General features: G+C 60.2%; 16 protein-coding genes. 8 read left to right on the forward strand and 8 right to left on the reverse strand.

The genetic code is table 11. The features are described from left to right. Positions 1 to 141 precede the first annotated feature (141 nt). Both IB229_RS12075 and IB229_RS12080 read left to right on the forward strand, forming a co-directional pair. Positions 142 to 1,629 carry a site-specific integrase gene (locus IB229_RS12075; protein WP_192328940.1) on the forward strand — a complete coding sequence of 496 codons (1,488 nt, stop codon included), beginning with the start codon at positions 142 to 144 and terminating at the stop codon, positions 1,627 to 1,629. A 269-nt stretch (positions 1,630 to 1,898) separates the two neighbouring features. Then, positions 1,899 to 2,072, forward strand: a complete 174-nt coding sequence (locus IB229_RS12080; protein WP_225579131.1) for a helix-turn-helix transcriptional regulator — start codon at positions 1,899 to 1,901, stop codon at positions 2,070 to 2,072. A 138-nt stretch (positions 2,073 to 2,210) separates the two neighbouring features. On the opposite strand, the gene IB229_RS12085 is transcribed toward IB229_RS12080, so the two are convergent. The 8 genes from IB229_RS12085 to IB229_RS12120 form a co-directional block, all read right to left on the reverse strand. Next, positions 2,211 to 3,416 (reverse strand): MFS transporter, encoded by a 1,206-nt coding sequence (locus IB229_RS12085; RefSeq protein ID WP_192328944.1) that lies wholly within the window; start codon positions 3,414 to 3,416, stop codon positions 2,211 to 2,213. A gap of 17 nt (positions 3,417 to 3,433) precedes the next feature. Further along, entirely contained in the window at positions 3,434 to 4,522 is a 1,089-nt protein-coding gene (locus IB229_RS12090) for a flavin-containing monooxygenase (protein WP_192328945.1), read from the reverse strand. A gap of 38 nt (positions 4,523 to 4,560) precedes the next feature. Then, a complete protein-coding gene (locus IB229_RS12095) occupies positions 4,561 to 4,911 on the reverse strand; it encodes an ArsR/SmtB family transcription factor (protein WP_192329396.1) in 351 nt (116 codons plus the stop codon). A gap of 141 nt (positions 4,912 to 5,052) precedes the next feature. Beyond that, entirely contained in the window at positions 5,053 to 5,415 is a 363-nt protein-coding gene (locus IB229_RS12100; RefSeq protein WP_192328947.1) for a copper-binding protein, read from the reverse strand. Continuing rightward, entirely contained in the window at positions 5,412 to 8,570 is a 3,159-nt protein-coding gene (locus IB229_RS12105) for an efflux RND transporter permease subunit (RefSeq protein WP_192328950.1), read from the reverse strand. The genes IB229_RS12100 and IB229_RS12105 overlap by 4 nt, the downstream gene beginning before the upstream one ends. Continuing rightward, entirely contained in the window at positions 8,567 to 10,051 is a 1,485-nt protein-coding gene (locus IB229_RS12110) for an efflux RND transporter periplasmic adaptor subunit (RefSeq protein ID WP_192328952.1), read from the reverse strand. The genes IB229_RS12105 and IB229_RS12110 overlap by 4 nt, the downstream gene beginning before the upstream one ends. Next, complete coding sequence (locus IB229_RS12115; RefSeq protein ID WP_192328954.1) at positions 10,048 to 11,304, reverse strand: TolC family protein; 1,257 nt, start codon at positions 11,302 to 11,304, stop codon at positions 10,048 to 10,050. Before IB229_RS12115 ends, IB229_RS12110 begins: the two co-directional genes overlap by 4 nt. 97 nt (positions 11,305 to 11,401) lie before the next feature. Further along, positions 11,402 to 11,743: a hypothetical protein gene (locus IB229_RS12120; RefSeq protein WP_192328956.1), complete on the reverse strand. Its 342-nt coding sequence runs from the start codon at positions 11,741 to 11,743 to the stop codon at positions 11,402 to 11,404. 154 nt (positions 11,744 to 11,897) lie between these two features. On the opposite strand from IB229_RS12120, the gene IB229_RS12125 reads away from it, so the two are divergent. From IB229_RS12125 to arsB, 6 genes are all read left to right on the forward strand, one after another. Further along, positions 11,898 to 12,791 carry a cation diffusion facilitator family transporter gene (locus IB229_RS12125; protein ID WP_192328958.1) on the forward strand — a complete coding sequence of 298 codons (894 nt, stop codon included), beginning with the start codon at positions 11,898 to 11,900 and terminating at the stop codon, positions 12,789 to 12,791. 67 nt (positions 12,792 to 12,858) lie between these two features. Next, positions 12,859 to 13,320, forward strand: a complete 462-nt coding sequence (locus IB229_RS12130; RefSeq protein ID WP_192328960.1) for a methyltransferase family protein — start codon at positions 12,859 to 12,861, stop codon at positions 13,318 to 13,320. Positions 13,321 to 13,481: 161 nt separating this feature from the next. Next, positions 13,482 to 13,895 carry an arsenate reductase ArsC gene (locus tag IB229_RS12135; RefSeq protein WP_192328962.1) on the forward strand — a complete coding sequence of 138 codons (414 nt, stop codon included), beginning with the start codon at positions 13,482 to 13,484 and terminating at the stop codon, positions 13,893 to 13,895. Positions 13,896 to 13,902: 7 nt separating this feature from the next. Then, complete coding sequence (locus IB229_RS12140; RefSeq protein ID WP_192328963.1) at positions 13,903 to 14,259, forward strand: metalloregulator ArsR/SmtB family transcription factor; 357 nt, start codon at positions 13,903 to 13,905, stop codon at positions 14,257 to 14,259. Positions 14,260 to 14,280: 21 nt separating this feature from the next. Then, entirely contained in the window at positions 14,281 to 14,757 is a 477-nt protein-coding gene (locus IB229_RS12145; protein WP_192328965.1) for an arsenate reductase ArsC, read from the forward strand. A gap of 2 nt (positions 14,758 to 14,759) precedes the next feature. Then, on the forward strand, positions 14,760 to 15,818 hold the full coding sequence (arsB, locus tag IB229_RS12150; RefSeq protein ID WP_192328967.1) for an ACR3 family arsenite efflux transporter: 1,059 nt from the start codon (positions 14,760 to 14,762) through the stop codon (positions 15,816 to 15,818). Position 15,819: the final 1 nt, after the last annotated feature.

Below are 15,819 nucleotides of genomic sequence, written 5' to 3' on the forward strand. Positions count from 1 at the left end.
CACGGACTCGAACCGTGGACCAAAGGATTATGAGGCAGTAAAAACCACGTTTCTGCTCGTTTCCCGCCGTCTCCCTTAAAAGCCTAATTTTGCGCGTTACCCTTTTTCCAAGGGGTTACTTGTTTCCTCTTGGTTCTGGGGATGGCCTGTCATGCCCAAAGAAACGGTACGCAAAACGGTACTCAGATGGCAGCGGCTTCGAGCAAGGCAAATGGGCGTAAATTTCTGACGGATGTGGAGCTGAGGGCTTTGCGGCCTGGGCAGACTGCGACGGACTCGCTACCAGGGCGCGGCAGTGGGTCTATCTTGTTCGCCTGCCGAGACTCAGGGGCTGTTGAGGCTTACTACCGCCGCCGCGATGAGGGACGGGAGCAGAAGATCAAGCTTGGTGTTTTCAAGAAGACGCCCAAGAGTCCAGGGCTGACTCTTACTGAGCTCCGTGAGCAGGCGGCTGGCTTATCTAAAGTCGCTGCAGAGCACGGCGATATCAAAGCTTATCAGGCCAGATGTGCCGCAGAGGATGAGGCGCGAGAGGCAGAGAGAAAGCGTCATCTACACGAACAGCAGCGTCTTGCCGCGATTGAGGCTTCGAAAGGGTCGCTCTCAGAGCTGTTTCGTGACTACATCGAAGATCGTAAGCGGAATCAAGTCTCTGCCGAGCAGATTCGCGAGTTCGAGCGTGTTTTGATCCGTGATCTGGAGGGGGAGAAGGAGGGGACTGACGGAGTGAAAATCGATGTAATGGGGATGAAGGCAAAAGATGTCAGGCCGGAGCATGTGATGTTGCTGCTGAAGCCCATATGGGACCGAAACTCGAAGCGGCAGGCAGGCAAGGTACGTTCCTTTCTGGTTGCGGCTTTCAACTTTGGTTTACGTGCTGAGCACCATATCGACAGGAGCAGCAATAAAAGCTACGGACTCATGATGAATCCCGCTGATCCTGTGACGGTGCCGGATACGTCAACACCGGGTGAACGTGCTCTAACTGATGAGGAGATGAAGCAGTTTTGGACGACCATCACTCAGGTTGAGGCGGTAGGCCCTGTCATGGCGCGCGTCTTCCTCTTTGCTATTGCCACAGCAGGGCAACGCCCATTCCAGTTCATTCGTGAACCATGGACTAGCTACAAGCTAGACAAGAAGTTCGTGAAGATCATCGACAGCAAAGGGCGCGGAGGAAAAAAGCGTGTCCACATTGTTCCCTTGAGTGAGCGGGCTCTGAATATTTTGGCTGAGGTACGTGCTATGCAGCCGCAGGGGGCGATTTACCCTTGGAGTATTGATGGGCATCGGCCAATTCATCCGTCCAGCTTGCCGCATGCTGTTTCAGAATGGCGCGTGACTGCGCATGCCAAGCTGGGAGGTCAGCCCATCCCTAGATTTACACCGCGCGATATTCGCCGCACATGCACGCAGTTCATGCAGCGTAATGGCATCAAGGACTTTGACAGTGACGCATTGCAATCGCACGGCCAGACGGGCGTTGTAGGAAAACACTACCGCAACAACCCTGAAGCCAAGCTACCTGAGATGCGGCTCATTATGGAGTCATTCGATGCTGCGCTAGACCGACTTCTTGATGGCTCCGAGGGCGCCCGCGCTGAGGCCAAGATCGAGGCGGTAGCCTAGATTTGTTCGAAAATGGTTAATTTCACAGAAGTCAAGATGGTTATTGATGCTTTTTTTGATGTGTGTAAATATACAGTGGTGCGGTTGCCGGAGCCGCCAGGATCACCACTGCGACGTTGTCTGCTTGATGCGCAGCTGGAATAGGAAAAGTAGAACTAACGCCTGGAAGGCTTGATCCGGCCGAGCAAAAATTATGAGGAAACTGTCAGTACCGCTGCATCTGTATCTATTTTCTGACCTCTCGATCTGGGAGGTGACCCATGCCTGAGATGATCCTCTTAGACTTCAGCGCCGTCAGCCGCAAGGTGGGGTTGAGCCGTAAGACCATCTACTGTCGCATTCGGGAGGGTGACTTCCCGAAACAAGTGAAAATAGGACGAGCAAGTCGCTGGTTGCAGCACGAAATCGATGATTGGATAGCAAGCGCAGCTGCTGCGAGGTAGTAAAGAGGCCGGTCAGATGACCGGCATTTTTTTGCCTGCAAGGAACATAGGATTTCCAGTCCTAGAGTCCCGCTTTCGAGAGGCAGCTTCCGGCCAATAGCAACCACTCCCGACCTCCCGTTCCAAAGGGGCAGGCCTTCAGTTCTCGATTGGTGGTGACTTAGATGGGAGCCCGAAGCTTGCCAGCAGGCTGGTAGCAACCAACGCGGTCATTACCGCCAGTAAGACTTGTGCCCCGAGCTTGTCCACAGCTATTGCGGCAGCTATTGGCCCAGTGGCTTGTGCGATCAGCATGGGCCGAGCCAAGAGCCCCATTCGCGCGCCATATCCTTCCGCGCCGAAGAGCACCAAAGGCAGCGTCCCGCGGGCGATGGTCAGAATCCCGTTACCCGCTCCGTACAACGCCATGGCCACAAAGGCTAGCCATGGCAGTCCAGGTATCAGCAGGACGATGCCGATCCCACACAGCAGTATCGCGCCTCGTGCTGACCAAGTCGGGTGCAGGCTGCGCCCTATCGAGAACTCCGCGAGACGCCCCGCCACCTGTGCGGGCCCGATCACCATGCCAATCGCGAGTGCAGTGACGGAGGCGATTCCAAGCAGTTTCAGCACATCAAGCAGATGAACGGAAACGGCGGAAATCACCAGTGATTGGAGAGTCAGGAGAAGTGCCAGCAAAAGAAAAAGCTGGCGGTAATCTGGTGACGGCGAGGGAGCGCTTGTCGCATGAGCGTGGCTGCTCTGGATGGGCGTTTCAGCTTCTTTGGGCACTAGCAGGAGATGGATCGGCAACCCAATGAACAGGTGAGCCCCAGCTAGCACGAAGCAGCTGTATCGCCAGCCAAGCTCGTGTTCCAGGCCCGCAATCAGGGGCCAGCCCAGCGTGCTGGCGAAGCCGCCAAGTAGGGTTAGGCCGGTCATCGAGGTGCGCGCACTATCGCCGAGCAAACGACCCAAGGTGGAAAATGCTGCGTCGTATAGGCCCGCGGCCATTGCTGCACCGATGCATGTCCAAGCCAGGTAGTAGACAAGCAGGTTGCTGGCTACACCCATCAGAAGCAGCCCCGCCGCCATCAGCAGCGAACTGCTGGCCAGGACGGGCCGCCCACCGTGGCGATCAATCTGGCGGCCTGCCAGTGGTGAGCAGATGCCGGCTACCAGCAGCCCCCAGGACAGTCCGGCGACGACGCTGGTCAGCGACCATCCCATGGCCTTGGAGATTGGTGTCGCCAGCACGGCCGGCAAGTAGTACGTCGTGCTCCAGGCCAGGATCTGGGCGATACCCAGGGCCCAGACGAGTTTGACTCGATTGATCGTTGGCTGGTGGCTTTCGGGTTGGGTCACGTAAAGGGCTCTAGTTGTTATGGCTGCAATGCGGTACTGATCAGGCTGGCAGGGGCAGTCTGCAAGTAACGCAGCAGGTGCTTCAGATTGTGCTCGATGTCTGGACCAACCCCGCGCAGCGTGGCCGAGGCAAAGTTGCGTTGCTTCGGCAGGCCAACGAAATACAGGCCGGGAACACGAGTAGCGACGCCATGCTGTTGTACTACGTTGCCTCGATCATCTGTCACCGACAGGCCTTCGAGAAAGGGCAGATTGGGGCGGAAGCCTGTTGCGAATATCAGGCTATCAATTCGCTCTTCTTGCCCATCAGCCCATACGACCCCAGTGGGCGTGACCTGCTGGAACATAGGGCGCTGGCTGTAGCGGCCGGCCTTCAATGCCCTCCGATAAGTCCCATCGTCCAGTACCGGCGTGCTCTGGTCGCTGAGCCAGCGGGTTTTACCCAAGCCAGTCCACTTCAGCCAATCATGGACGTCGGCACCAAGTATGCGTTGGGGCATGAAGCGGATGGCCTCGCGTGTAGCCAGGGTGACCTCAGCGACCTGTGCCAGCTCGTGAGCAATCTGCACCGCTGAGTTGGCCGCGCCAATAACCACGATGCGTTGCCCTTCGAACCCGGCAGAGTTGCGATATTGCGCGCTATGCAGACGCGTGCCGCCGAAGCTGTCGAGCCCCGGAATCTCTGGCGTGTACGGTCGACTGAAGGCTCCCGAGGCCACTATCAGCGCCTTGGCGAGAAATTGCTGGCCATCGGCCGAGTCGACGCGAACCACAGTTTCTTCGCGACTCACTGCAGCCACCCGCGTGTTAGGACGAATCGGCAGCTGGAAGCGCTCGGCATACTTTTCGAGATAGCTCACCACCTGGTGCCGCAACGGGTAGTGCTTCGCTTCTCCAGGGAACGCCATGCCAGGTAGAGAAGAGTACGCCGCCGGCGAGAACAGCTTCAGGCTGTCGTAGTAGTTGTGCCAGTTACCGCCCGGACGCTGCTGCTCATCCAGGATGACGAAATCCAGTCCCTGTTGGCGCAGATGCCAGCCTGCCGCCAAGCCGGCTTGGCCGGCGCCAATGACGATGACATCGATAACCCGACTACTTGCGTTCATTTATGCGCACCTATGCACGTATCTGGGGAAATGAAAACTCAGGGTTGGCTGCCTGGGCAGCAGAAGGGAGCGATGGCCTTGGTGTGCTGCAGGATGTCTTCCAGCTTCTTGATGATGGCCGGCCCATCGACCTCGTAGAACACTTGGCGGCCTGACTTGGCCGAGCGGACGATGCCGACCTCAAGCAGTACCTGCAGGTGACGGGAAACCACGGAACGCTCTTGTGGTAGCTCCGCTGCGATCTCGGTTACGTCAGCACGCCCTAGCTGCATCACGCGCTTCAACACGGCCACTCGCGGGGGCTCGCAGAGGGCCTTGAAGAACGCGCTGTCGAGCGAGTCGATGGCGGCTTCAATGGCTTGGGTTCGATGCGTAAGTGGGCTGTGCATGCAGAGCAATATATGTGCATGCTTGCGCACATGTAAAGCCTTGCGGCCTGCTTTCATCTCAAGCTTCACAGCTGATACGGAAATGCATTTAAACGACAGTGGCAAGTCAGAGGCAGCTCAGCGCTGCCTCTGTGGTAGCCGTTACTTCATCGTCTTGATCGAGATGATGGTGGCCGCCATACCCTCTGCTTTGAACTCGAACTCCACCTGATCCCCGGCTTTCACCTGACCAAGCTGCTCTGGTGTCGCCTTGAAGCCCATGGTCATGGGTGGCCACTTCAAGGTCGGAACGGCGCCATGAGCAATGATGACGGTGCCTTTCTGCATGTCGATCGCCTTGACCGTGCCACTGGCTTTGGCCGTTGGGGTCTGCTGCGCTTCCTGTGCCATCGGCGTGCCTTCCATAGGCATGTCGTCCATTTTCATGCCCGGCATGTCCTCGGCAGCGACGGGAAGGGACAGCACGGCGATGGTGCTGGCGACGGTGATCAGAGCTTTCTTCATACAACTTCTCCTTGGTGAACGAGGGATACAGCGGGGAGGTGTCGGCGGCGCAGCAAGCGGTAGGCCGCCGGAATGACGAATAGGGAAAGCAGGGGGGCAGTGACCATGCCGCCGACCATGGGCGCGGCGATGCGGCTCATCACCTCGCTGCCGGTGCCACTGCCCCAAAGGATCGGCAGCAGGCCGGCGACGATCACCGCGACGGTCATGATCTTCGGGCGCACGCGCTGCACGGCACCTTCGCGAATCGCGGCGAGCAGCCCGTGCTCAGTGCGGTCACCGGCGTCTTCGCGTTCGGCCCAGGCGTTCTTCAGGTAGAGCAGCATGATCACGCCGAACTCCGCTGCTACTCCGGCCAGAGCAATAAAGCCGACGCCGGTGGCCACCGATAGGTTGAAACCCAGCAGGTAGAGGAACCACACCCCGCCGGTGAGGGCGAACGGCAGCGTGGCCATGATCAGCAAGGCCTCGTCGAAGCGGGCGAAGGTCAGATAGAGCAGTACGAAGATGATCAGCAGGGTGGCTGGCACCACCAGCTTGAGCCGTGCGTTGGCTCGTTCGAGGAACTCAAACTGTCCCGAGTAGCTCAGGCTCATCCCCGGCTGCAGCTTGACCTGCTCGCCGACGACCTGGCGCAGGTCGGCGACCACCGAGGCGATATCCCGGCCGCGTACGTCGATATACACCCAGCCGGAAGGCCTGGCGTTCTCACTCTTGAGCATAGGCGGCCCGTCGTTGACCTTGATCTTCGCCACCGTGCCCAGAGTGATTTGGTTCCCCAGTGGGGTGTAGATCGGTAGCTGCTCCAGCGCACTGAGCGAGTCGCGCCACTCCCGCGGATAGCGCACGTTGATCGGGAAGCGTGCTAGCCCCTCGATGGTCTCCCCAACGTTTTCACCACCGATAGCGCTGGCCACAATCGCCTGCACATCGGAGATATTCAGCTCATAGCGCGCGGCAGCCTGACGGTCGATATCCACATCGATATAGCGCCCGCCAGTCAGGCGCTCGGCCAAGGCCGAACTGACGCCCTCAACGCTCTTGGCCGCCCGCTCGATTGCTTGAGTGACCTGGTCGATCTCCGTCAGATTGCTGCCGGCGACCTTCACTCCGATTGGGCTTTTGATCCCAGTGGCAAGCATGTCGATGCGATTGCGGATCGGCGGTATCCAGATATTGGTCAACCCCGGCACCCGTACCACCCGATCCAATTCCGCCACCAGCTGCTCCTGAGTCATCCCTGGCCGCCACTGCTCGCGCGGCTTGAACTGGATAGTGGTCTCGAACATCTCCAGTGGCGCAGGGTCGGTGGCAGTTTCGGCACGACCAGCCTTACCGAACACGTGCTCGACTTCCGGCACCGTCTTGATCAGTCGATCGGTCAGCTGCAGCAGCTGGGATGCCTTCTGCGCCGACAGCCCTGGCAGGGCCGAAGGCATGTAGAGCAGGTCGCCCTCATCCAGCGGCGGTAGGAACTCGCCGCCCAGCCGCGAGATTGGCCACAGCGCACTGAGGAACACCAGCAACGCCACCAGCAGGGTGACTTTGGGGCGGCGCAGCACCGCATCCAGGGCCGGTTGATAGAGCCTGATCAACCAGCGGTTCAGCGGGTTTTGTTGCTCAGTAGGAATTCGTCCGCGAATCCAGTAGCCCATCAGCACCGGCACCAGAGTCACCGACAGCCCGGCGGCAGCCGCCATGGCATAGGTCTTGGTAAAGGCCAGCGGCCCGAACAATCGGCCTTCTTGCGCCTCCAGGGTGAACACCGGAATGAACGACAGGGTGATGATTAGCAGGCAGAAGAATAGCGCTGGGCCGACCTCAGTCGCGGCTTCGGTCATCACCTGCCAGTGATGCTCGCCTTGCAACTCTTCCCCCGGATGCGCCGCGTGCCAGGCCTCGACCTTCTTGTGGGCGTTCTCGATCATCACCACGGCGGCATCGACCATGGCGCCGATGGCGATGGCGATCCCACCGAGGGACATGATGTTGGCGTTGAGCCCTTGGTAACGCATGACGATGAACGCGATGAGGATGCCAATCGGCAGCGAGATTATCGCCACCAAAGATGAACGCAGGTGCCAGAGGAAGACCGCGCAGACCAGGGCGACGACGATGAATTCCTCGAGCAGCTTGTGGCTGAGGTTTTCCACGGCACGGTCGATCAGCTTGCTACGGTCGTAGGTGGTGACGACTTCCACCCCGGCCGGCAAGCTGCCCTTCAGCTCATCCAGCTTGGCCTTGACCGCGGCAATGGTCTCGCGGGCGTTCTTGCCGCTACGCAGGATCACCACGCCGCCGACTGTCTCACCTTCACCGTCGAGCTCGCTGATGCCTCGACGCATCTCCGGGCCCAGCTGGATAGTCGCCACATCGCCGAGTGTCACCGGCACGCCGCCGGCGCCGAGCCTAAGTGGAATCGCGCGGAAGTCATTCAGTGTTTTCAGGTAGCCGGAAGCGCGCACCATGAACTCGGCTTCGGCCATCTCCAGCACGGCTCCACCGGTTTCCTGGTTGGCCCGGCCTATGGCCTCGATCACTTCGGCCTGGGTGATGCCCAGGCTGGCCAGTCGGAGCGGATCGAGGACCACCTGGTACTGCTTGACCATGCCGCCGACGGTTGCTACTTCCGCGACGTTCGCCAGGGTCTTCAGCTCGAACTTGAGGAACCAGTCTTGCAGCGCGCGCAATTGCGCCAGGTCGTGCCCTCCGCTGCGATCCACCAGGGCGTACTGGTAGATCCAGCCGACCCCGGTGGCGTCCGGCCCCAGAGCTGGCTTGGCGCTGGCTGGTAGGCGACTCTGGATCTGGCTGAGGTACTCCAGTACCCGCGAGCGTGCCCAGTACAGGTCGGTACCGTCCTCGAAAATCACATAGACGAAGCTGTCGCCGAAGAAGGAGTAGCCGCGTACCGTCTTCGCTCCCGGCACCGAGAGCATGGTGGTGGCCAGTGGATAGGTAACCTGATTCTCGACGATCTGTGGCGCCTGACCCGGATAGGGGGTGCGGATGATCACCTGCACGTCGGAGAGATCCGGTAGCGCATCGATGGGCGTGCTTTGCACCGACCAGACACCCCAGGCCGTGGCGAACAGGGTGGCCAGCAGCACCAGAAAGCGGTTGGCGACCGACCAGCGGATAAGGGCTGCGATCATGGCTGGCTCCCGAGCTTCTGCAGGCGCTCAACTAGCAGCCCATCCTCGGTTTGGCGCACCGCCACACGGACTTTGTCACCCACTTTGAGGCCCTGCGCCAGGGCGTGGTCGGCCAGTGGGAAGCTCATGGTCATGCCGGGCATGCCCAGGGTCTTGAACGGACCATGGGCGAGGGTCACTCCTTCGTGACTGATCTCGACGATTTGCCCCTCGGCCTCATGCAAGGCAGGAGTGACGGCGGCCGGCTCCGGCATTGGCTCAGTACTCGCGACTATGCCCTTGAGGCTGGCCTCGGAATCGAGCAGGAACTGCCCGGAGGCGACCACCTGCTGGCCTTCTTCAAGTCCCTTCAGTACCACCGTTTGGCCATCGTGCTCTTGCCCCAGCTGCACCTCAACCGGACGGTAGCGCCCAGCGTCTTCGGCCAGCATCACCAGGACACGCCGGCCGGTGCGGATGACTGCCTCGCTCGGCACCCACAACAGGCTTTGCTCAGTCGACCGGTTCAAGCGCACCTGCGCCGTCAATCCCGGCCTGAGGCGGCCGTCTGGGTTGGGCAGTTCGACACGCACGCGCACGGTGCGACTGTCCGGATTCGTCTCGGGCAGAATGGCGCTGATCGTGCCACTGAGCAATTCCCCCGGGAGGGCTGGCAGGCGAGCCTCGACGGGTTGGCCAACGGTAATCGCCCCAGCTTCGACCTCCGGAACGGCCACTGCGAGCCAGACGCTACTCAGGCCGTTAACTCGGGCCAGGGTGTCGCCGACTGCCACGGTCATGCCCGCACGTGCATTCAGTTCCTGCAGCACTCCGCCAATGGGGCTGGTGAGGGTCAGGATCGGCTGGGCCTTACCACTGCGCTCCACCTGGGCAATCAATCCCGCCGGCATACCGGTGAGGCGCAAGCGTTGGCGTACCGCCGCCAGCAGCTCGCTGTCGCCACTGCGCCTAAGTGCCAGGAATTCCTCTTGGGCGGCGGCCCATTCCGGGATCAACAGGTCGGCCAGTGCTGCATTGGCCTTGAGCACATCTCCTGGCGCGCGGGCATAGACCCGCTCGACAAAGCCCGCGGCCCGCGCCTGCACCACGGCAATATCGCGTTCGTTGAGCGCCAGAACACCGACCGCCTCCAGACTGCTGGCGAGGGAGCCGCGGGTGACTTTGGCCAGGCGCAGGCCGAAGTTCTGGGTCAGGCTCGGATCGATGCTGACAACGGCACTGTCCGCCTCCGCATCGGCGTACTGGGGCACCAGTTGCATGTCCATAAAGGGCGACTTGCCCGGCTTGTCGAACCGTTGCTGCGGAACCATCGGGTCGTACCAATAGAGCACCTTGCGTTCGTCTTGCGTGGCGGCTGCCGGCTCGGTGGGAGCGCTGGACATCCCACTCATGCGCGGCTGAGCGAACCAGTAACCGCCGGCAACGCCGAGGGCCAGCGACAAGCCGACCAACGCCGGTCCTTTCCAGATTCGCGAGGTCATGGGTGTTTCTCCCCGTAGGTGAAATACAGGCGGGCACTGGTTAGGGCTCGCTGCTCCTCAAAGTCGATATGTTTGAGGCGTGCCTCGATCAGTTCGCGACGGGCGCCGATGACGGCGGCTAGGTCGCCTTTGCCAGCGCGGTAGCTGGCCATGCTCAGCTCCACCTTTTCCTGAGCCAGGGGCAGTAGTTGCTCCTGACTGCGGCGCACTGCACGGTTCAGCCGTTGGTATTCGGCAAGATCCTCTTCCAACTGCTGGGCATGCTCACGGGAGAGGACTTCGCGCTCGGCTTCCAGCTGGTTCAGTTCGGCGTGTTTGGCGGCTATCTGGGGGTTCTGCCGGGAATCGGGGAATAGCGGTAGATCGACGCTGAACTGCACACTGACCATGTCGCCGAACTCTCGGCCACGGTGTTGGTAATCGACTTCCCAGCTCCAGTCTGAGGTTTTCTCCGCTACGGCCTCGCGCACCTTGGCTTGTGCCTCGCGGGTCATCGGCTCGAAGGCCGTCAGTGCAGGGTGATGTTGCAGCTTTTGGGCATAACCCGAGGCATCGATGGGCCACTCCGGCAAGCCGCCGGCTAGCGGCTGATCGGCGGCTGGGCCGATCCAGCGCCGCAGCGCGGCACGAGCCTGCGCTCGCAGGCGGATCAGCTCATCCTGCTGTTCATCCAGCAGGGCTGCTTCCTGTCTCGGTGTCACCGCATCGGCAGCCTGCGCTCGACCGCCGGCGATCTGTGCGCGAACGGTATCTACCAGCAGGCGATTCTCGCGAAAGAAATCCTGGAACAGTTCCTGTTTACGTTCCACCGAGTAGCTGCTGATCCAGGCCAGAGCGGTCGCCTGACGGACGTTGAGGCGCTCGACCTGGCTTTCGGCCGAGGCTCGCTCAATGGCGGCTTCGGCCACTTCGATGCGTGCCTGGCGCTTGTCGCGGCTGGGCACCTCCTGCATGACCCCGACCATCTGCATGGTCATGAAGTCCTGGTCGATGCTCCAGCGGTCGGGACCACCAACGGGGTAGTTCTGTACGCCCAGCAGTAATTTCGGATCGGGTAATTCGCCAGCCGGAATGGCGGCACTGTTTGCGGCTTGCAGCTTGGCGGCCTGAGCGATGAGCGAAGGGGCATTGTCCTCGCTCAGACGCAAGGCCTCACCGAGCGTCAGGGGGGCGGCCAGGCTCGGCAATGCCAGCACGGTTGCCGCCAGGGCAGCCGCGACGGGCCAACCTGCGCAATAGCGTTTGGAGTGCATGTTCGTAATTCCTGTAATGACCCTGCGCGCCGCTCAAGCGAGCGCGCAGGCCAACCATCCCGCAGGTGGCGAGATGGACCTCAGTTAGGTACAGGAATCAGGCGCGGGGAGGTCGCCATACCCCGGAAGGGGCCTGGGCAAGCGGAGTTTCGCTGAAGGAAGGAGCCACAATAGGACTGGCCATCGTGGCAGGCGGCTTCACGGTCGACACTTGCAGAATGCTAGAGGTCTTGCACTCTTGGCCGGACTTGCAGGGTTTGCCGTGATCGGAAGGATTGCCCATATCTTCGCAACAGTCCTGGTCCATATCTCCCATCATTTCCATGCCCGCCGCTTTCATCGGGCAAGGTTCTGCCGCTACGGCGAGGCCCGCCATCCCACTCAGGGGAAGCGCCAAGCTAAGCAGGACAATGAGGCAAAAGCGCAGGTAGCGTTTCATGTTCGCCAGTCTAGCCGGGGATACTGCGCCCAACAACGAAATGAGTAGGGTGAATTGGAGCAGCTTCAGCGTGCTGGATATATCCATGCTTGACCCTGTAGCTGCTACAGGGTTTCTAATTCGGCAGGTTTAAGTTCAAAAGGAGATGTAGGTCATGAGCTCTTGTGAGAAGTCCTGTGGCTGTAGTTCTGCTTCGGCAGCCACTGAAACAGCAGCCATGTCTTCGACTGAAGGAGGCTGGGTCAGTAATTTTTCTGTGCCCAAGATGGATTGCCCTTCCGAAGAGCGAATGATTCGGCTCGCACTAAATGGCTTGCCTGAACTCAATTCGTTGTCCTTTGACCTGGCTAACAGGCAGGTCCGCGCGTTTCATGAAGGATCGGTGGAGCAGATTGCCAGCAAGCTGGAGTCGCTTGGCCTGGGCGCAACGCTGCTAGGTACTCAACCGGCCAGCCGGGAGTCCGCTTCGGCCAATAGTGCCAGTGAAGAGCTAACTGCTTCGAAAGAGGCCAGCACGCTGAAAATCCTGCTCGGCATCAATGGTGCGATGTTTGTCACCGAAATGACCGCCGGGTTAATCGCTCAGTCGGCTGGCTTGGTTGCCGACTCTCTCGACATGTTTGCCGATGCGGCCGTGTATGGACTAGCTCTCTACGCGGTCGGCCGCAGCGTGCAGTTGCAAGTACGCGCAGCCCATCTGGCAGGCCTCCTTCAAATCGTATTGGCTCTGGGCGTACTCGGGGAAGTGGTTCGGCGCTTCTTCTACGGCAGTGAACCAGAGTCGATGCTGATGTTAGGGGTGGGCCTAGTCGCACTAGTGGCAAACGTCAGCTGCCTCTTGCTGATCTATGGCCACCGCGAAGGTGGTGCCCACATGAAAGCGAGCTGGATCTTCTCAGCCAACGATGTGCTCGCGAATATCGGTGTGATCGCTGCTGGGGCATTGGTTGCCTGGACAGGTTCTCCCTACCCCGACTTGGTCATTGGTACTGTCGTAGGGCTCTTCGTACTGAACGGTGCGCGCCGCATACTGGCTTTGAAAGGCTGATCAGCAACTTCGCCGCGGTAGCGCCCGCGGCGTCATAAGGAAATTACAAATAAGGAAGAGTGGCAGTATGGGTGCATTGGAAAACCGAGTTCCGCCGCCCTTGGTCGCTACCCTCATCGGAATATTGATGGGGGTAAGCATTCGCTATCTACCTGGCTTCGAGCTGAGCCTTGGATGGCGTCTGGCCTCGGCTCTACCGGTGCTGTTACTCGGGCTTGGTCTATGCCTCTCCGGCGTATTGTCGTTCCATCGTGCTCGCACCACGGTCAACCCGCTACGCCCGGAGAAGGCCTCAGCCCTGGTCGATGGCGGTATCTACCGATACACCCGCAACCCCATGTATCTCGGCTTCGCTACCGTTCTAGCGGCTTGGTCTCTAGCACTTGCTTCACCGCTAGCAATGTTCGGTGTGGTTGCCTTCGTGCTGTATATGAACCGCTTCCAGATCGCTCCCGAGGAGCGAGCCCTGGCGACGCTGTTTGGCGAAGAGTTTTACCGCTACCGCATGCGGGTGCGACGCTGGCTCTGAGCCATCGCCTAGAGCGAGGCTGACCCAAGATCTGGTTTTTAGATCAGCCGCTCCCACGGATACCGCATCTTTAGCCCTGCGAACCAATTCGTCACCTCACGCTTTACAGATAATACGGAAATCCATATATTCGATTAAGCGAATATAGTGAGGTTTGAGCAATGGCCTACAAAAGCAGCGTGCTGTTCGTGTGTGTGGCAAATGCCGCCCGGTCTCAGCTGGCCGAGGCGCTCCTGCGGCACACCGATTCTGAGCATTTCGAGGCATTCAGTGCGGGCACCGAACCAGGTGGCGTCGATCAGCGGACCATCGAGGCATTGGAGCACTTGGGTGTGAGTACTGTGGGCCTGCGCAGCAAGTCCATCGATGAGTTCGAGGGTAAGCGCTTCGACTACGTCATCACCCTGTGCGACAAGTCGGCGCTGGAGTGCCAAGCGCTTCCCGGTGCTGGTGAGGTTCTCGCGTGGAACTTTGAAGACCCGGTTACGAGCACCAAGCCGGAAGCATTCCGCCACACGCTCCATGAGATCCATGAGCGCATCAAGATGTTCGTCCTAGTGAAAACCAAACGCTGAGGTCGCTATGGCTGAGTCCCTAACTCCCACCACTGTTTTCAAATGCTTGGCTGACGAGACGCGTGTCCGCGCCATGATGCTGATCGTGCAAGAGGGCGAGCTTTGCGTGTGCGAGCTGACCTGCGCGCTCGATGAGAGTCAGCCCAAAATTTCTCGCCATCTAGCCCAGCTGCGTACCTGCGGGCTGCTTGAGGATCGCCGCCAAGGCCAATGGGTGTACTACCGCCTACACCCTGAGCTGCCTGAGTGGGTCGTGCAGATCCTCCAGACCACGCACGCGGCGAACCGCAACCTGCTGGGTGGCGACGCTCAACGTTTGCAGCAAATGGGTGATCGCCCAGAGCGTGCAGCAAGCTGCTGCTAAGCCCTGATGATGGGATGAGTGATGAAAGTTCTGTTTCTTTGCACCGCCAACAGCTGCCGCAGCATCTTGTCGGAGGCGCTGTTCAACCACCTCGCGCCGGCGGGCATGCAGGCATTCAGTGCCGGCAGCCAGCCCAAGGGTGAAGTGAATCCACTGAGCCTGCAGGCTCTGCACCGGGCTGACATCGCCACCGACGGGCTCTTCAGCAAATCCAGCGATGTGCATGCGGAGCTGTCCCCAGACTTCGTCATTACGGTCTGCGACAAGGCAGCCGGAGAGGCCTGCCCGGTGTACTTTGGCCCGGCGATCAAGTCGCACTGGGGGCTGGTAGATCCGTCCGAGATGGACGGTAACGCAGAGCAAATTGAGGCTGCTTTCGATCACACCCTGGCAATCATCCGCACACGCATTCAGGCCTTTCTCGCATTGCCGTTCGAGCGCCTGAGCCCTGAGCAGCTCAAGGCCGAGCTGGCACTGATCGGCACCCTGGGAGCTTGAGCATGAGCAAGAGTCGTTTGTCCTTCCTGGATCGCTACCTGACCCTGTGGATCTTCCTCGCCATGGCACTGGGCGTGGGCCTGGGCAGCCTGTTCGAGAGCTTTCCGGTCTGGCTGAACAGCCTGTCCGTGGGCTCGACTAACATCCCTATCGCCATTGGCCTAATCGTGATGATGTATCCGCCGCTGGCCAAGGTGAAATACGAGGAGCTGCCTCAGGTATTCAGCGACAAGCGCATCTTGGCTCTGTCGCTGATTCAGAACTGGGTGATCGGCCCGGTGCTGATGTTCGCCCTGGCGGTGATCTTCCTGCGCGACCAGCCCGAGTACATGACCGGCCTGATCCTGATTGGCCTGGCCCGCTGCATCGCCATGGTGCTGGTGTGGAACCAGGTCGCCGGTGGCAACAACCAGTATGTCGCCGGTCTGGTGGCCTTCAACAGCATCTTCCAGATCCTGTTCTTCAGCGTGTACGCCTGGATCTTCCTCGGTCTTCTGCCGCCACTGTTCGGCCTGCAGGGCAGCGTGATCGAGACCAGCTTCCTCGATATCGCCGAGTCGGTGCTGATCTACCTGGGCATTCCCTTCCTGGCAGGCTTCCTCACTCGCAAGCTGCTGATCGCTCGCAAGGGTGAAGCTTGGTACAGCGAGCACTTCATCCCACGCATTAGCCCGCTGACCCTGGTGGCGCTGCTGCTGACCATCGTCGCGATGTTCAGCCTCAAGGGCGACATGGTGCTGCAGCTGCCGTTGGACGTGCTGCGTATCGCTATCCCGCTGGCCATCTACTTCGTGGTGATGTTCTTCATCAGCTTCTGGATGGGCAAGCTGCTGGAAGCCGACTACCCGCGCACCACGGCACTGGCGTTCACCGCCGCCAGCAACAACTTCGAGCTGGCCATCGCAGTGGCCATCGCCACCTTCGGCCTGGCCTCGCCGGTAGCCTTCGCTACGGTGATCGGCCCGCTGGTGGAAGTGCCTGTCTTGATCTCGCTGGTCGGTGTCGCCTGGTGGCTCAAACGCCGCTGGTTCGACGGCACCGCCACTGTTCCCCAGGAGTAAC

Source organism: Pseudomonas sp. PDM14 (genome assembly GCF_014851905.1).
Classification (GTDB): Bacteria; Pseudomonadota; Gammaproteobacteria; order Pseudomonadales; family Pseudomonadaceae; genus Aquipseudomonas.

Coding starts and splice junctions, on each gene's coding strand:
- IB229_RS12125 (WP_192328958.1), top strand. CDS start 11,898: ATGAGCTCTTGTGAGAAGTCCTGTGGCTGTAGTTCTGCTTCGGCAGCC.
- IB229_RS12080 (WP_225579131.1), top strand. CDS start 1,899: ATGATCCTCTTAGACTTCAGCGCCGTCAGCCGCAAGGTGGGGTTGAGC.
- IB229_RS12140 (WP_192328963.1), top strand. CDS start 13,903: ATGGCTGAGTCCCTAACTCCCACCACTGTTTTCAAATGCTTGGCTGAC.
- IB229_RS12115 (WP_192328954.1), bottom strand. CDS start 11,304: ATGCACTCCAAACGCTATTGCGCAGGTTGGCCCGTCGCGGCTGCCCTG.
- IB229_RS12100 (WP_192328947.1), bottom strand. CDS start 5,415: ATGAAGAAAGCTCTGATCACCGTCGCCAGCACCATCGCCGTGCTGTCC.
- IB229_RS12120 (WP_192328956.1), bottom strand. CDS start 11,743: ATGAAACGCTACCTGCGCTTTTGCCTCATTGTCCTGCTTAGCTTGGCG.
- IB229_RS12130 (WP_192328960.1), top strand. CDS start 12,859: ATGGGTGCATTGGAAAACCGAGTTCCGCCGCCCTTGGTCGCTACCCTC.
- IB229_RS12090 (WP_192328945.1), bottom strand. CDS start 4,522: ATGAACGCAAGTAGTCGGGTTATCGATGTCATCGTCATTGGCGCCGGC.
- IB229_RS12145 (WP_192328965.1), top strand. CDS start 14,281: ATGAAAGTTCTGTTTCTTTGCACCGCCAACAGCTGCCGCAGCATCTTG.
- IB229_RS12135 (WP_192328962.1), top strand. CDS start 13,482: ATGGCCTACAAAAGCAGCGTGCTGTTCGTGTGTGTGGCAAATGCCGCC.
- IB229_RS12095 (WP_192329396.1), bottom strand. CDS start 4,911: ATGCACAGCCCACTTACGCATCGAACCCAAGCCATTGAAGCCGCCATC.
- arsB (WP_192328967.1), top strand. CDS start 14,760: ATGAGCAAGAGTCGTTTGTCCTTCCTGGATCGCTACCTGACCCTGTGG.
- IB229_RS12075 (WP_192328940.1), top strand. CDS start 142: ATGGCCTGTCATGCCCAAAGAAACGGTACGCAAAACGGTACTCAGATG.
- IB229_RS12110 (WP_192328952.1), bottom strand. CDS start 10,051: ATGACCTCGCGAATCTGGAAAGGACCGGCGTTGGTCGGCTTGTCGCTG.
- IB229_RS12105 (WP_192328950.1), bottom strand. CDS start 8,570: ATGATCGCAGCCCTTATCCGCTGGTCGGTCGCCAACCGCTTTCTGGTG.